The 17558-nt window shown below is 66.5% G+C and carries 20 protein-coding genes, 1 tRNA gene and 1 pseudogene; 13 read left to right on the plus strand and 9 right to left on the minus strand.

The annotated features are described in order from the left end of the window. Window positions 1-522 (plus strand): annotated as a pseudogene (locus U1E69_RS08905) (aspartate/glutamate racemase family protein); the annotation flags it as partial. Then, the gene (locus tag U1E69_RS08910) at window positions 522-1262 is read left to right on the plus strand and encodes a DUF1684 domain-containing protein (protein ID WP_322244033.1); all 741 of its coding nucleotides are present in this window, start codon (window positions 522-524) and stop codon (window positions 1260-1262) included. The pseudogene U1E69_RS08905 and the gene U1E69_RS08910, both read left to right, overlap by 1 nt. 48 nt (window positions 1263-1310) lie before the next feature. On the opposite strand, the gene U1E69_RS08915 is transcribed toward U1E69_RS08910, so the two are convergent. Both U1E69_RS08915 and efp read right to left on the minus strand, forming a co-directional pair. After that, window positions 1311-2090, minus strand: a complete 780-nt coding sequence (locus U1E69_RS08915) for a formate/nitrite transporter family protein (RefSeq protein WP_322244034.1) — start codon at window positions 2088-2090, stop codon at window positions 1311-1313. A gap of 160 nt (window positions 2091-2250) precedes the next feature. Beyond that, complete coding sequence (gene efp, locus U1E69_RS08920) at window positions 2251-2817, minus strand: elongation factor P (RefSeq protein ID WP_322244035.1); 567 nt, start codon at window positions 2815-2817, stop codon at window positions 2251-2253. Window positions 2818-2901: 84 nt separating this feature from the next. On the opposite strand from efp, the gene epmA reads away from it, so the two are divergent. From epmA to U1E69_RS08975, 11 genes are all read left to right on the plus strand, one after another. After that, window positions 2902-3954: an EF-P lysine aminoacylase EpmA gene (gene epmA / locus U1E69_RS08925; RefSeq protein WP_322244036.1), complete on the plus strand. Its 1053-nt coding sequence runs from the start codon at window positions 2902-2904 to the stop codon at window positions 3952-3954. 292 nt (window positions 3955-4246) lie between these two features. Next, complete coding sequence (gene argC / locus U1E69_RS08930; protein ID WP_322244037.1) at window positions 4247-5275, plus strand: N-acetyl-gamma-glutamyl-phosphate reductase; 1029 nt, start codon at window positions 4247-4249, stop codon at window positions 5273-5275. 114 nt (window positions 5276-5389) lie between these two features. Then, window positions 5390-5845 carry a cytochrome c maturation protein CcmE gene (gene ccmE / locus U1E69_RS08935; RefSeq protein ID WP_322244051.1) on the plus strand — a complete coding sequence of 152 codons (456 nt, stop codon included), beginning with the start codon at window positions 5390-5392 and terminating at the stop codon, window positions 5843-5845. Between the two features lie 69 nt (window positions 5846-5914). Next, window positions 5915-6526, plus strand: coding sequence for a holin-associated N-acetylmuramidase (locus tag U1E69_RS08940; protein ID WP_322244038.1), 612 nt, complete (start codon window positions 5915-5917; stop codon window positions 6524-6526). Window positions 6527-6539: 13 nt separating this feature from the next. Then, window positions 6540-7007 (plus strand): holin family protein, encoded by a 468-nt coding sequence (locus U1E69_RS08945; RefSeq protein ID WP_322244039.1) that lies wholly within the window; start codon window positions 6540-6542, stop codon window positions 7005-7007. Window positions 7008-7076: 69 nt separating this feature from the next. Further along, complete coding sequence (gene argS, locus U1E69_RS08950) at window positions 7077-8819, plus strand: arginine--tRNA ligase (RefSeq protein WP_322244040.1); 1743 nt, start codon at window positions 7077-7079, stop codon at window positions 8817-8819. A 71-nt stretch (window positions 8820-8890) separates the two neighbouring features. Continuing rightward, entirely contained in the window at window positions 8891-9871 is a 981-nt protein-coding gene (locus U1E69_RS08955; RefSeq protein WP_322244041.1) for an SPOR domain-containing protein, read from the plus strand. Continuing rightward, window positions 9868-10863, plus strand: a complete 996-nt coding sequence (locus U1E69_RS08960; protein ID WP_322244042.1) for a glycoside hydrolase family 3 N-terminal domain-containing protein — start codon at window positions 9868-9870, stop codon at window positions 10861-10863. Before U1E69_RS08955 ends, U1E69_RS08960 begins: the two co-directional genes overlap by 4 nt. Continuing rightward, a complete protein-coding gene (locus U1E69_RS08965; RefSeq protein ID WP_322244043.1) occupies window positions 10856-11644 on the plus strand; it encodes a ScpA family protein in 789 nt (262 codons plus the stop codon). Before U1E69_RS08960 ends, U1E69_RS08965 begins: the two co-directional genes overlap by 8 nt. After that, complete coding sequence (scpB, locus tag U1E69_RS08970) at window positions 11644-12282, plus strand: SMC-Scp complex subunit ScpB (protein WP_322244044.1); 639 nt, start codon at window positions 11644-11646, stop codon at window positions 12280-12282. Before U1E69_RS08965 ends, scpB begins: the two co-directional genes overlap by 1 nt. A 75-nt stretch (window positions 12283-12357) precedes the next feature. Continuing rightward, window positions 12358-12558, plus strand: coding sequence for a hypothetical protein (locus U1E69_RS08975; RefSeq protein WP_322244045.1), 201 nt, complete (start codon window positions 12358-12360; stop codon window positions 12556-12558). Window positions 12559-12735: 177 nt separating this feature from the next. Here U1E69_RS08975 and U1E69_RS08980 read toward each other — a convergent pair whose 3' ends face one another. From U1E69_RS08980 to rpmF, 7 genes are all read right to left on the minus strand, one after another. Then, window positions 12736-13815 carry a 2'-deoxycytidine 5'-triphosphate deaminase gene (locus U1E69_RS08980; RefSeq protein WP_322244046.1) on the minus strand — a complete coding sequence of 360 codons (1080 nt, stop codon included), beginning with the start codon at window positions 13813-13815 and terminating at the stop codon, window positions 12736-12738. A gap of 67 nt (window positions 13816-13882) precedes the next feature. Further along, window positions 13883-13960: transfer RNA gene (locus U1E69_RS08985), tRNA-Pro, on the minus strand. A 60-nt stretch (window positions 13961-14020) separates the two neighbouring features. Next, window positions 14021-14680: a MerR family transcriptional regulator gene (locus U1E69_RS08990; protein ID WP_322244047.1), complete on the minus strand. Its 660-nt coding sequence runs from the start codon at window positions 14678-14680 to the stop codon at window positions 14021-14023. Window positions 14681-14686: 6 nt separating this feature from the next. Beyond that, entirely contained in the window at window positions 14687-15001 is a 315-nt protein-coding gene (gene ihfA / locus U1E69_RS08995) for an integration host factor subunit alpha (RefSeq protein ID WP_322244052.1), read from the minus strand. A gap of 78 nt (window positions 15002-15079) precedes the next feature. Continuing rightward, window positions 15080-16051, minus strand: coding sequence for a beta-ketoacyl-ACP synthase III (locus tag U1E69_RS09000; protein ID WP_322244048.1), 972 nt, complete (start codon window positions 16049-16051; stop codon window positions 15080-15082). After that, entirely contained in the window at window positions 16048-17172 is a 1125-nt protein-coding gene (gene plsX, locus U1E69_RS09005) for a phosphate acyltransferase PlsX (protein WP_322244049.1), read from the minus strand. Before plsX ends, U1E69_RS09000 begins: the two co-directional genes overlap by 4 nt. Window positions 17173-17196: 24 nt before the next feature. Beyond that, window positions 17197-17403, minus strand: coding sequence for a 50S ribosomal protein L32 (gene rpmF, locus U1E69_RS09010; RefSeq protein ID WP_322244050.1), 207 nt, complete (start codon window positions 17401-17403; stop codon window positions 17197-17199). Window positions 17404-17558 lie beyond the last annotated feature (155 nt).

Genomic DNA, 17558 nt, shown 5'->3' on the forward strand with positions numbered 1-17558 from the left:
CCCCTGATCGAGGCGCTGACCGAACGGCAATGGGGCGACAACTCCCCCCCGCGCGAAGTGGCGGTGAAGCACGTCGCCCTTTTCGCCACCCCCGCCACCGTCGCCAGCCGCGCCTTCCAGCGCGAGCTTGCCTTCCGCGCCATCGGCGTCGATGTCGAGGCGCAGCCCTGCGGCGGCCTCGTCGATGCCATCGAACAGGGTGACGAGATCCTGGCCGAAGCGCTGGTCCGCAGCCATGTCGAGGCCCTGAAGCGCCGGATGCCGACGCCCGAGGCCGCGATCCTGGGCTGCACGCATTATCCCTTGATGGAGAAGGTCTTCGCCGATGCATTGGGGCAGGGGGTCAAGGTCTATTCCCAGGCCAACCTGGTGGCCGAAAGCCTGGCCGACTACCTGCAACGTCGCCCGCAGTTCCTGGGGTCGGGCACACAGTCCAGGTTCCTGACCACCGGCGATCCGGCCTATGTGTCGAACAAGGCGACCCAGTTCCTGCGCCGCAAGATCACGTTCGAGGCGGTCTGATGCTGCCTCTCGCGGACTACCGCGCGGCGCGACGTGCGGCTCTGACAGCCCCGGACGGCTGGCTGAACCTGGTCGCCCGGATCGAGCTTGCCCCCGGCTGCCACCTGGTCGGCGCGGCGCAAGAGGTGGGGCTTCCCTCTGGTCCCGACCTTCTGGGCACGCTGGAGCTGACCGAAACGGGCGCAACCTTCTCCCGCCCGGGACAGGCCGCGGAACCGTTCCAGCCGGTCCCTGACGCATTCCCGCAGCTACGTGTCGATCCCTTCCTCCTGGAAATCCACACTGTCGACGGCATCCCGGCCCTGCGGGTTCGCGACCTGACGATGACCCCTTTGGTCAACTTGCGCTTCTTTCCCGAGGCCTCGGACTGGATTGTCCGGGCAAAGTGGGAAAGCTTTGCCCCGCAAGCTTCAGAAGTTGCAATGAAAGACGGCTCCACCGCCGCCGTCACCCTGACGCACCGCGCAACGTTCCAGCACCTGGGCCAGACCGTCACCCTCACGCCGACGCACTGGAAATCCGGCAAGCCGATGTTCGTCTTCCGCGATGCCACGGCGGGCGAGACCTATCCGGCCTGCCGCTTCCTCTTCGGCGAGGACCCGACCGAGACCGAGATCACGCTGGACTTCAACCGCGCCATCTCGCCGCCCTGCGCCTTCACCGATTTCGCCATCTGCCCGCTGCCGCCGCCCGGCAATATCCTGCCGTTTCGCATCGAGGCGGGTGAGCTGGCCCCCTGACGCAACCTTGCGCTGGGCTTTGGCGTAGGGTGGGCGATATCGCCCACCCTACGATCCCCGCATCGCCCCATACGCATAGCGGTAAGCCAGGGCCACTCCCCCTGCGCCGCCGACGACATTGCCCAGCGACACCCACAGCAGGTTTCCCAAGACCCCCGCCAAGGTCGCCTCTGATCCGGCCCAAAGCCCGGCCGGAAACAGGAACATGTTGGCCACCGAATGTTCCAGCCCCAGGGTGACGAAGGCCGTCACCGGCCAGAGCACGGCCAGAATCCTGTCTGTCGCCGTCCGCGCCGCGAAGCTGAGCCAGACCGCAAGGCAGACCAGAGCATTGCACAGGGCACCCCGGACAAAGGCCTCGACCGGGGGCAGGGCGGCCTTGGCCGATGCGGCCTTTGCGGCCACAGCGCCCATCGGCCCGTCCAGCAGACCCGACATTCCGAAGGCCAGCGCCAGCCCGACCGCGCCCACCAGATTGCCCAGCCAGACGATCCCCCAGTTCCGCAAAAGCGCGCCAAGGGTGATCCGGCGGTCCACCGCCGCCATCACCATCAGCGCGTTGCCGGTGAACAACTCGGCCCCGCCGACAACCACCAGGATCAGCCCCAGCGCAAAGACCATGCCTCCCAGAACGCGCTGCGGACCGAAGCCCGGGTCCGCGCCCGCCATCGCCATGCACCAGAAAGCCGAGCCAAAGCCGATGAAAGCCCCCGCCAGCAGGGCCAGCGTTGCCAGCCGGTGCAGCGGCAGGGCGGCCTTGGCGACGCCCGCCGTCTCGATCAGCGCGGCGATTTCGGCGGGCTTGTAGGCGTCATGGTCGCTTGGCATGCTGGCCTCCCTTGCGGCCCCCAGAATAGCCCTTTGCGCCCCCCGGCAAAGCGAAAAGGCACGCCCCGCGGCGTGCCTTTCCAAGCCTTTCCAAGTTCTTGACGTCCGCGATCAAGCCCTTGATAGGTCAGGACTATCGCAGATTTTCCACCGTGGACACTCAGTCCTTGGCGCGCTCGACATAGCTGTCGTCGTCGGTGTTGATCACGATCCGCACGCCCGGCCCGATATGGGGGGGGACCATGACCCGCAGCCCGTTCTGGACCGTGGCAGGCTTGTAGGAGGACGAGGCGGTCTGCCCTTTGGTGACCGGTTCGGTCTCCAGGATCTCGACGGTGATCTTCTGCGGGACTTCCATCGCGATCGGAACCCCGTCGAAGGTCTTCACATAGCAGCGCATGCCTTCCTGCAGGTAGACCTTGTTGGCCCCCAGCACGTCCTCGGTCACGACGACCTGATCGTAGCTGATCGGGTCCATGAAGTGGAACCCTTCGCCGTCCTCATAAAGGAAGTCATACTCCCGCTCGTCGACGGTGGCCTTCTCGACCATCTCGGTCGTCCGCCAGCGTTCGCTGACCTTGGTGCCGTCCGAAATCCGGCGCATGTCGACGCTGGTGGTGGGCGTGCCCTTGCCGGGGTGGAAGTTCGAAGCGGTCAGCACGACGTAGAGCCGACCCTCCATTTCGACAACGTTGCCCTTGCGGAGCGAGGAGGCGATGACTTTCAAAGGTCGGGTCCTTGTTATATCGGGAACCGGTCCCAGGACCGGCATCTGCCCGCGCCCGTAACCCATCCCGACTGGAATTTCCAGATGAATCCCGCTTCGCCCCCGTCCAGCCCGTGGTGGGCCGTCCACCGCCACGCCGACCGCCGTCCGATCCTTCTGACCCGCAACCGCATCCAGGCGGCGATCCGCGGCTGGTTGGCGGCGGAGGGCTTCACCGAAGTGGACCCCGCCGCGTTGGCGATCAGCCCGGGGAACGAGGCGCACCTGCACGGCTTTGCCACCCAGGCGATCGGGAACGATGGGGTGCCTCGTCAGATGTACCTTCATACCTCGCCCGAATTCGCGATGAAAAAGTTGCTGGCGGCGGGGGAGACCCGGATCCACGCCTTCGCCCATGTCTGGCGGAACCGCGAACGGGGGGCTTTGCACAGCCCCGAGTTCACGATGCTGGAATGGTACCGGGTGGGCGAGGGGTACGAGGTCCTGATGGCCGACACGATGGCCTTCCTGCGGCTGGCCGCGCAGGGGGCGGGGGCCTCGGTGTTGCGGTTCCGGGAGCGGGTCTGTGATCCGTTCCAGGACCCCGAGCGCCTTTCGGTGGCAGAGGCTTTCGCGGTGCATGCCGGGGTGGACCTGATGCGGTCGATCCGGGCGGATGGCTCGACGGACGCCGAAACCTTGGCGGAGGAGCTGGACCGGATCGGGGTGCGGCGGGCCTTGGACGACACCTGGTCGGACATGCTGAGCCGGGTCTTGTCCGAGAAGGTCGAGCCGAAGCTGGGGGACGGGCGGGTGACGATCCTTGACCGCTATCCCTCTGCCGAGGCGGCCCTTGCCCGGAAGGTGCCGGGGGATGCTCGGGTGGCGGAGCGGTTCGAGGTCTATGCGTGCGGGGTGGAGCTGGCGAACGGATTTGGCGAGCTGACCGACGCGGTCGAGCAGCGGCGGCGGTTCGAGGCGGAGATGGTCGAGAAGGCCCGGGTCTATGGCGAGAGCTATCCTCTGGACGAGGACTTCCTGGCGGCGCTGGGGGGGATGCCCCCGGCGGCCGGTATAGCGATGGGGTTCGACCGGGTGGTGATGCTGGCGACGGGGGCGCCGCGGATCGACGATGTGATGTGGGCCCCGGTCCCCTGACCCGCGCTGGCTGGGCGGTTTTCGAATGGAGCGCTGACGCGCGAGCCTTTTGTCTCGTCGTCGGGCGCGCCTCCTCCTCGGGCGTCGGGGGCGCTTCGCCCCCCGAACCCCCAGAGGATATTTCTGCCAGTCTGAAAGGATGATCCCGGTTCGGGTGTCGATGCCTTCGGCGGGGATAACTGGACAAAGATGAAAGGCTTTCGGCCGGAATTGTGCCGGTGACCTTCGGCGGTCTTGCATTGAGGGCGCGGGGGGCGCAAAGAGGGCGCGTTTCGTTCGCAGGAGCCGTATCATGAGCCATCGCATCGCCATTCTTGGGGCCTCGGGCTATACGGGGGCGGAGTTGGTCCGTCTGATCGCGACGCATCCCTCGATGCGGATTGTCGCGCTGTCGGCGGACCGCAAGGCGGGCATGGCGATGGCGGAGGTGTTTCCCTTCCTGCGTCATCTGGACCTGCCGGTGCTGCAGAAGATCGACGAGATCGATTTTTCCAATGTTGACCTGTGTTTCTGCGCGCTTCCTCATGCGACCACGCAGGAGGTGGTCGCCAAGCTGCCGCGGGACCTGAAGATCGTCGATCTGTCGGCGGACTTCCGGCTGCGCGATCCGGCCGAATACGAGAAGTGGTATGGGCAACCCCACGCCGCGCAGGACCTGCAGAAGGAGGCGGTCTACGGGCTGACCGAGTTCTACCGGGATGAGATCAAGGGCGCGCGGCTGGTGGCAGGCACGGGGTGCAACGCGGCGACGGGGCAGTTCGCGCTGCGGCCCCTGATCGCGGCGGGCTGCATTGATCTGGACGATATCCTGATCGACCTGAAGGCCGGGGTCTCGGGCGCCGGGCGGTCGTTGAAGGAGAATCTTCTTCACGCGGAATTGTCCGGGGGCACGCATGCCTATTCGGCGGGCGGCAAGCACCGGCACCTGGGCGAGTTCGACCAGGAATTTTCCAAGGTCGCCGGGCGGCCCGTGCAGGTGCAGTTCACGCCGCATCTTCTGCCGATGAACCGGGGTATCCTGGCGACGGTCTATGTGAAGGGCGACGCGAAAGTCGTGCATCAAGTGCTGGAAAAGGCTTATGAAAACGAGCCATTCCTGAAGGTTCTGCCCTTTGGGGCGCTGCCGTCGACCCGCGATATCGCCGGATCGAACTTCTGCCATCTGGGCGTGATAGGAGACCGCAGGCCGGGTCTTGCCGTGGTGGTGGCGGTCCTGGACAACCTGACCAAGGGGTCATCGGGGCAGGCGATCCAGAACGCCAACCTGATGCTGGGCCTGCCCGAGACGGAAGGTCTGATGCTGGCACCGGTCTTTCCTTAAGGACCAGTCTTTCGGCAAGGACTTGACGCGGGTCAAGGCGTACCCAGCTATGGCGCGGGTAGAAGACGCCCAGTGGAAGGGGTGCGTGGGATGAATGGCAAGGAATTCCGGGGGCTGAAGGGCCTGAAGAAGCAGCGGCGCATCCAGGTGATCGCGCTGGCCGCCGTGGCTCTGATGGGGGCCACCGGGCTGGTCGGCTATGCGATGCGCGACGGGATCAACTTCTTCCGCAGCCCCAGCCAGGTGATGTCCGAGCCACCCTCCGAGGGCGAGACGTTCCGCATCGGCGGGCTGGTGGTCGAAGGGTCGATCGTTCGGGGCGAGGGGACCGAAGTGTCCTTTGCCGTGACCGATACCAACATGTCGGTTCCGGTGCGCTACAACGGCATCCTGCCTGACCTTTTCTCCGAAGGGCAGGGGATGGTGGCCCTGGGCAAGATGGAGGGTGACACCTTCATCGCGACCGAGGTCCTGGCCAAGCATGACGAGACCTACATGCCGCAGGAAGTTGTCGATGCGCTGAAAGAGCAGGGCGTCTACGTCGATCCGAACGCCAAGCCGGAAAGCTGACCGCGCGCTGTGGTCGCGCCGCGTTAACGCAGCTTTGCGAGGTTGCCCCCGTTGCACAGGGGGTGGCCGATGCCGGATGTCCGTCAGATTGCCGAGGAAATCGTGGCCCGAGAGGGTGGGTTCGTCAACGACCCGGATGATCCGGGTGGGGCGACCAATCACGGGGTGACGATCCATACCATGCGTCGCCTCGGGATCGACGTGAACCGCGACACGCGGATCGACGTGGCTGACGTCCGGGCGCTGACCCGCAAGCAGGCCGTGGAAATCTATCTCAAGCACTACTACGAGGGGCCGGGCATCGCGGCCTTGCCCGACGCGCTGCAGGCATCCGTCTTCGACATGTATGTCAACGCGGGCGGGAATGCGGTGAAGATCCTGCAGCGGCTTCTGACCGACATGGGCTTTCCCTGCGACCCGGACGGGGCCATCGGCCCGCAGACGATAAGGGCGGCGCAGATGGCCTATGAGGCCGCGCCCTCGCACCTGCCGGACGCCTACGGGATCGCCCGGCGCAACTACTACTATGCGATTGCCGACAAGCGCCCGGCGAGCCGCAAGTTCGCGCGGCGCAAGGATGGCGGCAAGGGCGGCTGGATCGTGCGGGCCGAGGAGTTCATCTCTCCGAAGTATCATCTGACCGAGGCGCAGCACCGGGCGCGGGTGGCGGCGTGGGGGTAAGGGGATGGGGGGAATGATCGGCAAGCTGATCGGGACTCCGGCGGCGGTGTCTGCGCTGGGGGAAGCGGCGCAGGGGGTGGCAGAGATCTTCGTGCCCAGTGCCACCAAGCGGATGGAACTGTCGGCCGAGGCGCAGATGGCGGCCTTGCGGCAGTTGGGCGAGGAGTACCAGCATCCCGCGCTTAGCTGGTTCGACCGGATGGTGAACGGGCTGAACCGGCTGCCGCGCCCCTGTCTGGCCTTCGGGACGCTGGGACTGTTCACCTATGCGATGGTGGACCCCGTGGCGTTTGCGCAGCGGATGGTGGGGCTGAACGCAGTGCCCGAGCCCTTGTGGTGGCTGTTGGGCGCCATCGTCGCCTTCTACTTCGGCGCGCGCGAGACGCATTACTTCCGCAACCGGGCGGTGGTGTCTCCGTTTGCGGCGGGGGGGGCGGTGCCCGAGGAGAATGCGGCGCTGGAGGAATGGCGGCGGGGGTGAACCCCGCGCCGATCCTTGACCTCTGATCGGGGCTCTGGCATGGCCTTGGGCATCAGAGGATGTGATCAAATGAACCTGTTCGCCGATATCCGTGAGCTTGTGGTGGCCGAATTGCAGGGGCTCATGGCTTCGGGCGTGCTGCCCCAGGGGCTGGACCTTGCTGCCGTTGCGGTCGAGCCGCCGCGCGACCAGGGGCATGGCGAGATGGCGACCAACGCGGCGATGGTGCTGGCGAAGCCGGCAGGGATGCAGCCTCGGGCGATTGCGGATGCTCTGGCGGCGCGGCTGATGGCGGACCCGCGCGTGGCGGGGGCGGATGTGGCGGGGCCTGGGTTCCTGAACCTGCGGCTGGAGCCTGCGGCCTGGCAGGGGCTGGTGCGCGAGGTGCTGGTGCAGGGGACGGGCTATGGCCGGTCGTCGCTGGGCCAGGGGCGCAAGGTCAACGTCGAATTCGTCAGCGCCAACCCGACGGGGCCGATGCATGTGGCCCATGCGCGGGGTGCCGTGGTGGGCGATGCGCTGGCAGCGCTGCTGGCCTACGCCGGTTTTGCGGTCACGCGGGAATACTACATCAACGACGGCGGCGGGCAGGTCGATGTGCTGGCCCGCAGTGCCTATGAGCGTTACCGCGAGGCGCATGGGCTGTCGCCCGAGATCGCCGAGGGGCTGTATCCTGGTGACTACCTGATCCCGGTCGGGCAGGCGCTGAAAGACAAGTATGGCGACAGCCTGCTGGACCAGCCGGAAAGTGTCTGGCTGGCGGATGTGCGGGTCTTCTCGACCGACATGATGATGGAGATGATCCGCGAGGATCTGGCGGGGCTGGGCGTCAAGATGGACGTCTATTCGTCGGAAAAGGCGCTGTATGGCACGGGGCAGATCGAGGCGGCGATCGAGCGGCTGAAGAAGCTGGACCTGATCTACCAGGGGACGCTGGAACCCCCGAAAGGCAAGGCCCCCGAGGATTGGGAAGCGCGCGAGCAGACCCTGTTCCGGTCAACCGCGTTCGGCGACGACCAGGACCGGCCGGTGCAGAAGTCGGATGGATCCTGGACCTATTTCGCCCCCGACATTGCCTACCACTACAACAAGGTGCAGCGCGGGTTCGACGCGCTGATCAACATCTTTGGCGCGGACCATTCGGGCTATGTGAAACGCCTGAAGGCCGTGGTCAGTGCGCTTTCGGAAAACCGCGTGACGCTGGACATCAAGCTGATCCAGCTGGTCAAGCTGTTGAAGGGTGGGCAGATCGTCAAGATGTCCAAGCGCGCCGGGACCTTCGTCACCCTGCGCGACCTGATCGAGGAGGTCGGGCCGGACGTTGTCCGCTTCGTCATGCTGACACGCAAGAACGACGTCGCATTGGACTTCGACTTTGACAAGGTGACCGAGCAGTCGAAGGACAACCCGGTCTTTTACGTGCAATACGCCAATGCCCGGATCAACAGCATCCTGCGCAAAGCCCGCGACGCCGGCCTGGACGTGAGCGATGCCTCGCTTTCCGCAGCGCACCTTGCCCACCTGGGCCATGAAGCGGAACTGGAAGTGATCCGCAAGCTGGGCGAATGGCCGCGGCTGGTTGAAATCGCCGCCAAGGGGCATGAGCCGCACCGGGTGGCCTTCTACCTTTACGAACTCGCCTCGGACTTCCACGGGTTGTGGAACAAGGGCAATGATGACGACAGCTTGCGGTTCATCCAGGGGGATACCGCAATTTCTGCGGCGAAAATCGCCCTTGTCCGGGCCGTGGGCGTTGTCATTTGCGCTGGCCTTGGTATCCTTGGCGTGACTCCTGTCGAGGAAATGCGCTGACCAACCGCGCCCCGCTGGAGACGAGGCGTATTGCAGGGGTGGATCAACCGCCTCGCAGGCAGGGGCAGCAGATGGCGGACGCGGATTATGACTTCGGCGGCGGCTACTCTCATCGGGAGGAGCCTTTGCGGCAGGGTGCAAGGCCAGCCCTCGATGCCCGCAAGGTGCAACGCAGCGTCAATATCGCCGGGGCGGTCACCTCGCTGGGCCTGGTCGTGGGCCTGGGTGTCTGGGGGTATCAGCTGGCGGTGCGCGACGTGCGCGGCGTGCCGGTGATCCAGGCGATGGACGGCCCGATGCGCATCGCGCCGGCGGACCCGGGCGGCGAGATTGCCGATCACCAGGGGCTTGCCGTCAATGCCGTGGCCGCGGTCGGGATTGCGGCACCTCCGCCGGAAAAGCTGGTGCTGGCGCCGCGCCCGGTCGAACTTGCCCCCGAAGACACAGCCGGTCTGGGTGCGACGCCGATGCCTGGGTTGGAGGAAGCTTCGGCCCCCGTATCCGCGCTGACGGCGAATGCCGATCTGGCGCTGGCGGCGGCGCCTCCCACGGAGAGTGCCACACCGACCGAAGTTGCCGTCGATGCCGCCCTGGCCGAGGCGCTGGGCGAGATCCCGGTGGAAGATCCTGTGGCCGACACGGTCGCGCTGGAGCTTCCGTCCGAACCCGCGCCCGAGGGCGCGATCACCGTCTCGATCCGTCCGAAGGCGCGTCCCGGTGCGCGGTCTGCCGCGGTTCCTGTGGCCGAGGCCGCCCAGACCTTGCCCGCGCCCACTGAGGTGGACCCCGCGACGCTGACCCCGGGCACCCGGCTGGTGCAGTTCGGCACCTTCGACACCGCCGAGGAAGCGCGGGCGGAATGGTCCCGGCTGCAGGGCCGCTTTGGCGAGCTGATGGCGGCAAAGGCGATGGTGGTGCAGCCCGCGGAAAGCGGAGGGCGCACGTTCTATCGCCTTCGCGCGCATGGGTTCGAGGGCGAGGATGACGCGCGCCGGTTCTGTTCCGCCTTCGTGACGGAAGATGCGGTCTGCATCCCGGTGCCACACAAATGACCGCGGGCCTTGGCGCTGCGATCTTCGGCTGCGCCGGGCCGAAGCTTTTGCCTGACGAACGCGCCTTTTACCGGGATGCCGATCCGTTCGGCTTCATCCTTTTCGCCCGCAACGTCGAGGACCCCGACCAGCTGCGTCGCCTGACCGCTGACCTGCGCGAGGCCGTGGGCTGGCAGGCCCCGATCCTGGTGGACCAGGAAGGGGGCCGGGTGCAACGCCTGCGCAGCCCCCATTGGCGGGACTGGACGCCTCCGCTGGACACGGTGGATGGGGCAGGGTCGGTCGAGGCGGCGGAACGGATCATGCGGCTGCGGGCCAGCGTGATTGCCGCCGAACTGGCCGATGTGGGAATCGACGCCGACTGCATTCCGACGCTGGACGTGGTGCGGCCCGAGACGCATCCGTTCCTGATGAACCGCTGCTACGGCCGCGACCCGGACACGGTGGCGCGGATCGGGCGGGCGGTGGCCGAGGGGCTGATGGCGGGTGGGGTCCTGCCAGTGATGAAGCATATGCCAGGGCATGGGCTGTCCCACGTCGACACGCACCACGACCTGCCGACGGTGGATGTGTCACACGAAGAGCTGACGGCGGTCGATTTCGCGCCGTTCCGGGCGCTGGCCGACCTGCCGATGGCGATGACCGCGCATCTGGTCTTTGCGGCCCTGGATGGCGAGCGGCCTGCCACGCAATCGCCCACGATGATCCGGGTGATCCGCGAAGAGATCGGGTTTCAGGGCCTTCTGATGTCGGACGACCTGAACATGCAGGCCTTGTCCGGGACTTTGGCCGAACGCACGGCGCTGACCATCGCGGCGGGGGTGGACGTGGCGCTGCATTGCAAGGGTGACATGGCCGAGATGGTCGCCGTTGCAGGCGCGGCGGGGGTCATGGGACCTGCGGCGCGGGCGCGGGCCGAGGCGGCGGTCGCAGCGCGGCGTCCGGCGACGGTCGATGTCAAGGCGGCGCTGGCCGAGCTGGCGCATGGCTGACGAGCCCTGGGACCAGCCCGAACGCGTCTCTCCCGAAGAGCGTCTGGCCGCCGAGGCTCTGATCGTCGATGTCGACGGCTTCGAGGGGCCGCTGGACCTTTTGCTGACACTGTCACGCACGCAAAAGGTCGACCTGCGGAAGATCTCGGTGCTGCAACTGGCCGAGCAATACCTGGGCTTCGTTGAAAAGGCGCGCAGTCTGCGGATCGAACTGGCGGCGGATTATCTGGTGATGGCGGCCTGGCTGGCCTTCCTGAAATCGCGGCTTCTGTTGCCTCCCGAACCCGGTGAGGCGGGACCGTCGGCCGAGGACCTTGCCGCGCACCTCGCCTTTCAGCTGGAACGCCTGCAGGCGATGCGCGACGCGGCGGCGCGGCTGATGGGGCGCGACCAGTTGGGGCGGGATTTCTTCGCGCGCGGCGTGCCCGAAGACCTGACGCATCACCGCAAGGTCACTTACACGGCGACCCTGCTGGACCTGATGCGCGCCTATGCGCAGATCCGCACCAAGGACGAGTTCCGGCCCTTTGTCCTTGACCGCGAACATGTCTACACGATGGAACAGGCGCTGGACCGGATGCGGGGGCTGATCGGCTATGTCGGCGACTGGGCGACGCTGATCAGCTTTCTGCCCGAGGGCTGGGACGGGACTCCGATGGCGCGGCGGTCCTCGCTGGCGGCCCATTTCGCGGCGGTGCTGGAGATGGCCAAGCGGGGTCAGGTGGTGCTGCGGCAGGGCGAGACCTTTGCCCCCATCGAGCTGCGACGGAAGGACGGGTGATGGCACCGGATACCGAAGAAAGCCTGTTCGACGCCCCCCCGATGGGCGAGCAGGAGCGGATGGTCGAAGCGATCCTCTTTGCGTCAGCCGAGCCGGTGACCCTGGCCGAGCTGGAAGCGCGGATGCCGCATGGCGCGGACCCGGCCGAGGCGCTGGTCTACCTCAAGAAGCGCTATGAGGGGCGGGGGGTGAACCTGGTGAAGGTGGGCGACGCCTATGCCTTCCGGACGGCGGCGGACCTTGGGTTTCTCATGCGGCGCGAGACGGTGGAGGTTCGCAAGCTTAGCCGTGCGGCCATCGAGACGCTGGCGATCGTGGCCTACCATCAGCCTGTGACGCGGGCCGAGATCGAGGAAATCCGCGGCGTCGCGGTCAGCCGGGGCACGGTGGATCAGCTGATGGAGCTGGAGTGGATTCGCCTGGGCCGCCGCAGGATGACCCCCGGCCGGCCGGTGACTTTCGTGGTGACGGAAGGTTTCCTGGACCACTTCGGCCTGGAATCGGCGCGCGACCTGCCGGGGCTGAAGGAACTCCGGGCGGCGGGGCTTCTGGACAGCCGACCCTTGCCGGGGCAGGGCGCGACTGGCGACGAGGACGACGAAGCCACGACCGGCCAGAGCGAGCTTTTCGAGGATTGACCCGCCACCCGGGCGAGGATCTGGTTTTTGCCAAGGGCTGCCCCATATCACGCAGGCGGCCAACAGGAGGGGCGGATGAATCTGAACGGACTTTTCAGCATGCTGACCAAGATGTTCGTCCGCAGTGCCGTGGACGCCGGGATCAACTATGCCGCAAGCCGGGGCAAACCCGAGGCCGAGATGACGCCCGAAGAACGCGAGCAGGCCAGAAAGGGGCGCGAATTGGCGCAGCGGGCCAAGGAAATCTCGAAGGCGACCCGCCGGTTGTGGCGGTAAGGCCGCAGGCGGCCAACGGGCAAGGCAGGCAGTCGTATCGGCTGGGTGACCACCGACAGAGACGACGGTTTGCAGGGCGTGCCAAGCTTCAGGCGTCGTGCGACCGGTTGGCAGCAATCCAGCGCGCTTCCCGCATCCCGACGGCCTTTCGGTCCAGCAAAGGGTGATGCGAAAACGTCAGATCGTCCGGAATTGTTTGGCCAGTTTCAACCCCTGGCCCTGGTAGTTCGAGGCGATCCCCGCGCCGTATAGCGTCTCGGGCCGTTCGGACATGCGCTCATAGACCAGACGACCGACAATCTGCCCATGTTCCAGCACGAACGGGGCCTCGTGGCAGCGGACCTCCAGGACACCCCGGGAGCCTGCGCCCCCCGCGGCGGCATGACCGAAGCCGGGATCGAAGAAACCGGCGTAGTGAACGCGGAATTCGCCGACCATCGCCAGGTAGGGGGCCATCTCGGCAGCGTAGTCGGGAGGGATCGTCACCGCCTCGCGGCTGACAAGGATGTAGAAGGCACCGGGGTCCAGGATGATCCGGCCATCGCTGGAGTGCAGCTCCTCCCAGAAGTCGGGGGCGGGGTAGTGGCCGATGCGGTCCAGATCCACGACGCCGGTGTGCGGCTTGGCGCGGTAGCCGACAAGGGTGCCCGTTGCGGGCTTGAGGTCGACCGAAAAGCCCAGGCCCTCGGAAATGACCGCCTCGCCCGAAACCAGAGGCTCGACAGCATGCAGGGCGGCCAGTTCGGCGTCGGTCAGGACCGCCTGGCCCTGGCGGAAGCGGATCTGGTTCAGCCGCTGGCCTTCGCGCACCAGGACGGAAAAGCTGCGCGGGCAAACCTCGGCATAAAGCGGGCCGTGGTAGCCTTCGGGAATGCGGTCGAACTCGGTCCCGCCATCGGTGATCGTGCGGGTCAGAAGGTCAAGCCGCCCGGACGAGCTTTTGGCATTGGCCACAGCGGTGACGCCCTGGGGCAGGGCGAGGTGTTCGGCCAGGGGCACCACATAGACGCAGTTCTTTTCCAGGACGGCGCCTTCCGCCAGGTTCACCTTGTGCATGGTGAATTCTTCCAGCCGGTCCTGCACGGTGCGGCCCTGTCCGGTCAGGAACGAGGCGCGGACACGGTAGGCGACAGTGCCAAGGCGCAGATCAAGGCTGGCGGGCTGGATCTGATCCTCACGGATCGCGGGCCGGGCGGAAAGCGCGCCGGTGGCGATCAGCTGGCGCAGGGCCTGGGCGGGCAGAACTCCGGCAGTCATCAAAGCCCCCCGTGGGTCAGATATAAAACCGCCCGCCATGCCGGTTGGCAGGCGGGCGGGTTTTCGATGGTCGGGCCGGAGAGATTCGAACTCTCGACCTCCCGCCCCCCAGACGGACGCGCTAACCAGGCTGCGCTACGGCCCGACACGGGGCGATACATACCGGTATTCCGGGCCGGTGCAAGCGGGAAAGCGCATCTGATCGTCAGCCAATACCGCCTTCGGCACGTTCGACCATCCGGGCGCGCAGCGCTGCCAGACGGCGGGCGACATCGGCAAGCTGGCCGGGGTTCCGTGTGGCAGCATTGCGCGGCAATTGCCTGATGAGGCTGGAAAAAGTGACCGTGTCAGGCAAGGTCGGCTTCTTCGGTGCCGAAACGCTGCCCTCGCCCCGGGCCAGGGCGGGCGGCGGGTCGAAGGGGCGGTCGAAAAGCGACGGCTGCAGCGGAAGCACGACCGGGCGTGCGGCAGGCGGTTCGGGGTCAGGCTCCGGCTCGTCTTCGATGGCGATGAAACCGGCCTCGGGCACCTCGTCGGGCAGGGCCGCAAGATCGTCGCGCGTGTCGACCGGAACAAACGCGTCGACGCTGACCGATTCGTCCGACAGGCCCGCCACATGCCGCACACCCTGATCGCGCAGAATCTTCTGCACGCCGCGGATCGTCAGACCCTCGTCATGCAACAGGCGCTTGATCCCGGTCAGAAGCGCCACATCCGCAGGCCGGTAGTACCGCCGCCCCCCGGCCCGCTTCACCGGCTTGATCTGCGGAAACCGGCTTTCCCAGAAGCGCAGCACATGGGCTGGCGTGTCCAGGCTGTCGGCGACCTCGCTGATCGTGCGGAAGGCGTCGGGCGACTTGTCCATCGGCGCTTAGCGCTTTTTCCCGGCCGCCACGCGGTCCTTCATCAGGTGCGAGGGGCGGAAGGTCAGCACCCGGCGGGGCGAGATCGGCACTTCTTCGCCGGTCTTCGGGTTGCGGCCGACGCGGGCCGTCTTGGCGCGGACCGAAAAGGTCCCGAAGGACGAGATCTTTACCGTCTCGCCCTGGGCAAGCGCATCGGACATGTGTTGCAGGACCGCTTCGACGAGATTGGCAGATTCGTTTCGGCTGAGACCGACTTCACGAAACACGGCTTCGCTCAGGTCCATCCGGGTCAGGGTCTTCTCGCTCATCTCGTCCCCCACGAGTTGTTGTCGGGCGAGATTGGGCCGGATGGATTTCCGAGTCAATATCAACCACTTGGAACGCGTGGTTAAAGGCGCTTACCAGCGCAGGACGACCGAACCCCAGGCCAGGCCGCCACCGATCGCCTCGGTCACCACAAGGTCGCCGGGCTTGATCTGGCCGCGCTGCTTGCCCACGGAAAGGGCCAGCGGGATCGAGGCGGCAGAGGTGTTGCCGTGGTCCTGGACGGTCACGACGACGCGGTCCATCGTGACCTGCATGCGTTTCGCGGTGCCCTCGATGATGCGGATATTGGCCTGATGCGGCACGATCCAGTCGACATCTTCCGGCGTGAGACCCGCCTTGTCCAGCGCGGTGTGTGCAGTTTCGGCAAGCTTTTCAATGGCATGCCGAAAGACTTCCTTGCCTTCCATCACCAGATGCCCCGTCGTCCCGGTCGAGGTGCCGCCGTCGACATAAAGGATGTCCTTGTAGCGCCCGTCCGAGTTGAGGTCGGTCGCCAGGATGCCGCGGTCAGCGTTGGTGCCCTGGCCTTCGATGGCTTCCAGCACGACCGCGCCGGCACCGTCGCCGAAAAGGACGCAGGTTCCGCGGTCCTTCCAGTTCATCAGGCGGCTGAAGGTCTCGGCCCCGATGACCAGGATTCGGGTGGCCTGGCCGGAAAGGATCAGGGCGTTGGCATTGGCCAGGGCGTAGACGAATCCTGCGCAGACGGCCTGGACGTCGAAGGCATAGCCCTTGGTCATCCCAAGCGCGTGCTGCACCATCGTGGCTACGGACGGAAAGGTAAGGTCGGGGGTCGAGGTGGCGACGATGATCGCGTCGATCTGGTCGGCCCCGATCCCGGCATCGGCCAGCGCGGCAGTGGCGGCGCGGGTGGCAAGGTCGCTGGTCAACTGACCTTCGGCAGCGAAATGCCGACGTTCGATCCCCGAGCGCGAGCGGATCCATTCGTCCGACGTGTCCACGATGGCTTCGAATTCAGAGTTGGGGACGACGCGGTCGGGCAGATAGTGCCCGACGCCCCTGACTGCGGCGCGTATCGTCATTCGGAAGGATTGCCTCCGGTCCCGGCCGTTGCGGCCCCCACTTCGCCGGCATCCTGCCCCGCGGCTTCGGCGGATGCAACCCGCGCTGCAAGGCGTTCCAGGAAGCCCGACTGCGCCAGTTGATACGCAAGGCCGATGGCCGCCGCGACCCCCGTCGCGTCGGCGGACCCGTGTGATTTGACCACCGTGCCGTTCAATCCCAGGAACACGCCGCCGTTCACCCGGCGCGGGTCGATCCGCATCTGCAGACGCCGCAGCGCCCCCCGCGCCAGAAGCGCGCCCAGCTTGGCCAGCAGCGTCGAGGTCAGCGTCTGCTTCAGAAGATCGCCCACCAGCCGCGCGGTGCCCTCGATGGCCTTCAGGGCCACATTGCCGGTGAAGCCATCGGTCACGATCACGTCGACGCGGTCGGACAGGATATCAGTGCCTTCGACGAAGCCGATGTAGTCGAAACTGCCCGTCTCGGCGCTGCGGCCCAGAAGGGCGTGCGCTTCGTGCAGTTCCGCCCGGCCTTTGTGCTCTTCGGTGCCGACGTTCAAGAGGCCGACGCGCGGGCGGGCGATGGCAAGCCCGTTGCGGGCATAGGACGCGCCCATGAAGGCGAATTGCAGCAGGTCCGTGGGTTCGGCCTTCACGTCGGCCCCCATGTCCAGCATGACGTTCATCTTGCCGGGAGTGGGCGTCGGAAAGAGGCTGGCGATGGCCGGACGGCTAAGGCCCGGCAGTTTGCGCAGCCGCAGCATCGACACCGCCATCAGCGCGCCGGTATTGCCGCAGGACACGGCCGCCGCCGCCTCGCCGTCCTTCACTGCGTCGATGGTCGAGAACATCGAGGTGCCCTGACCGTGGCGCATCACCTGGGCAGGCTTGTCCTCCATCTTCACCACACGTTCGGCATGGCGAAGCGTGATGCGCGACAGAAGATCGGTATGGCGCGCAATCAGCGGGCGCAGCACCGCTTCGTCACCGTGCAGGATCACGTCCATGCGGGGGTGCTGGCCAAGCGAGTCGACAAGACCGGCAACGACAGCTTCCGGTCCACGATCGCCACCCATGGCGTCAACGGAAATGACTACGCGCTCAGAGGCCGGGGCAGGTGCAGACGAGGGTCCGAGTGCCATCGGGACGCGCGCAGGATGCGCGGCTTACGCCGCGTCCTCGTCGATATCCACTTCGCGGGTCATCGAGACGACTTCGCGCGAATCGTAGTGGCCGCAGGCGCTGCACACGTGGTGCGGACGCTTCAGCTCGCCACAGTTCGGGCAGTCGTTCGGGTTGGCGGCAACCAGCGCGTCATGCGCGCGGCGCATGTTGCGCTTGGATTTCGTGGTGCGGTTCTGCGGGACAGCCATGTCTCAACCTTCGGGCAGTGGGGACATGCCCCGGATTTCCTTTGCGATTCAGCGGAGTTCTGCAAGATTCGGCAATGCAGGACCGATGCTGCTTCACAGCTTGAATGAGGCGCGGAACATACTCGGATTCCCGGTCGGCGCAAGCCCCTTTTCGC

Source organism: Tabrizicola sp., assembly GCF_034366665.1.
Lineage (GTDB): Bacteria > Pseudomonadota > Alphaproteobacteria > Rhodobacterales > Rhodobacteraceae > Tabrizicola.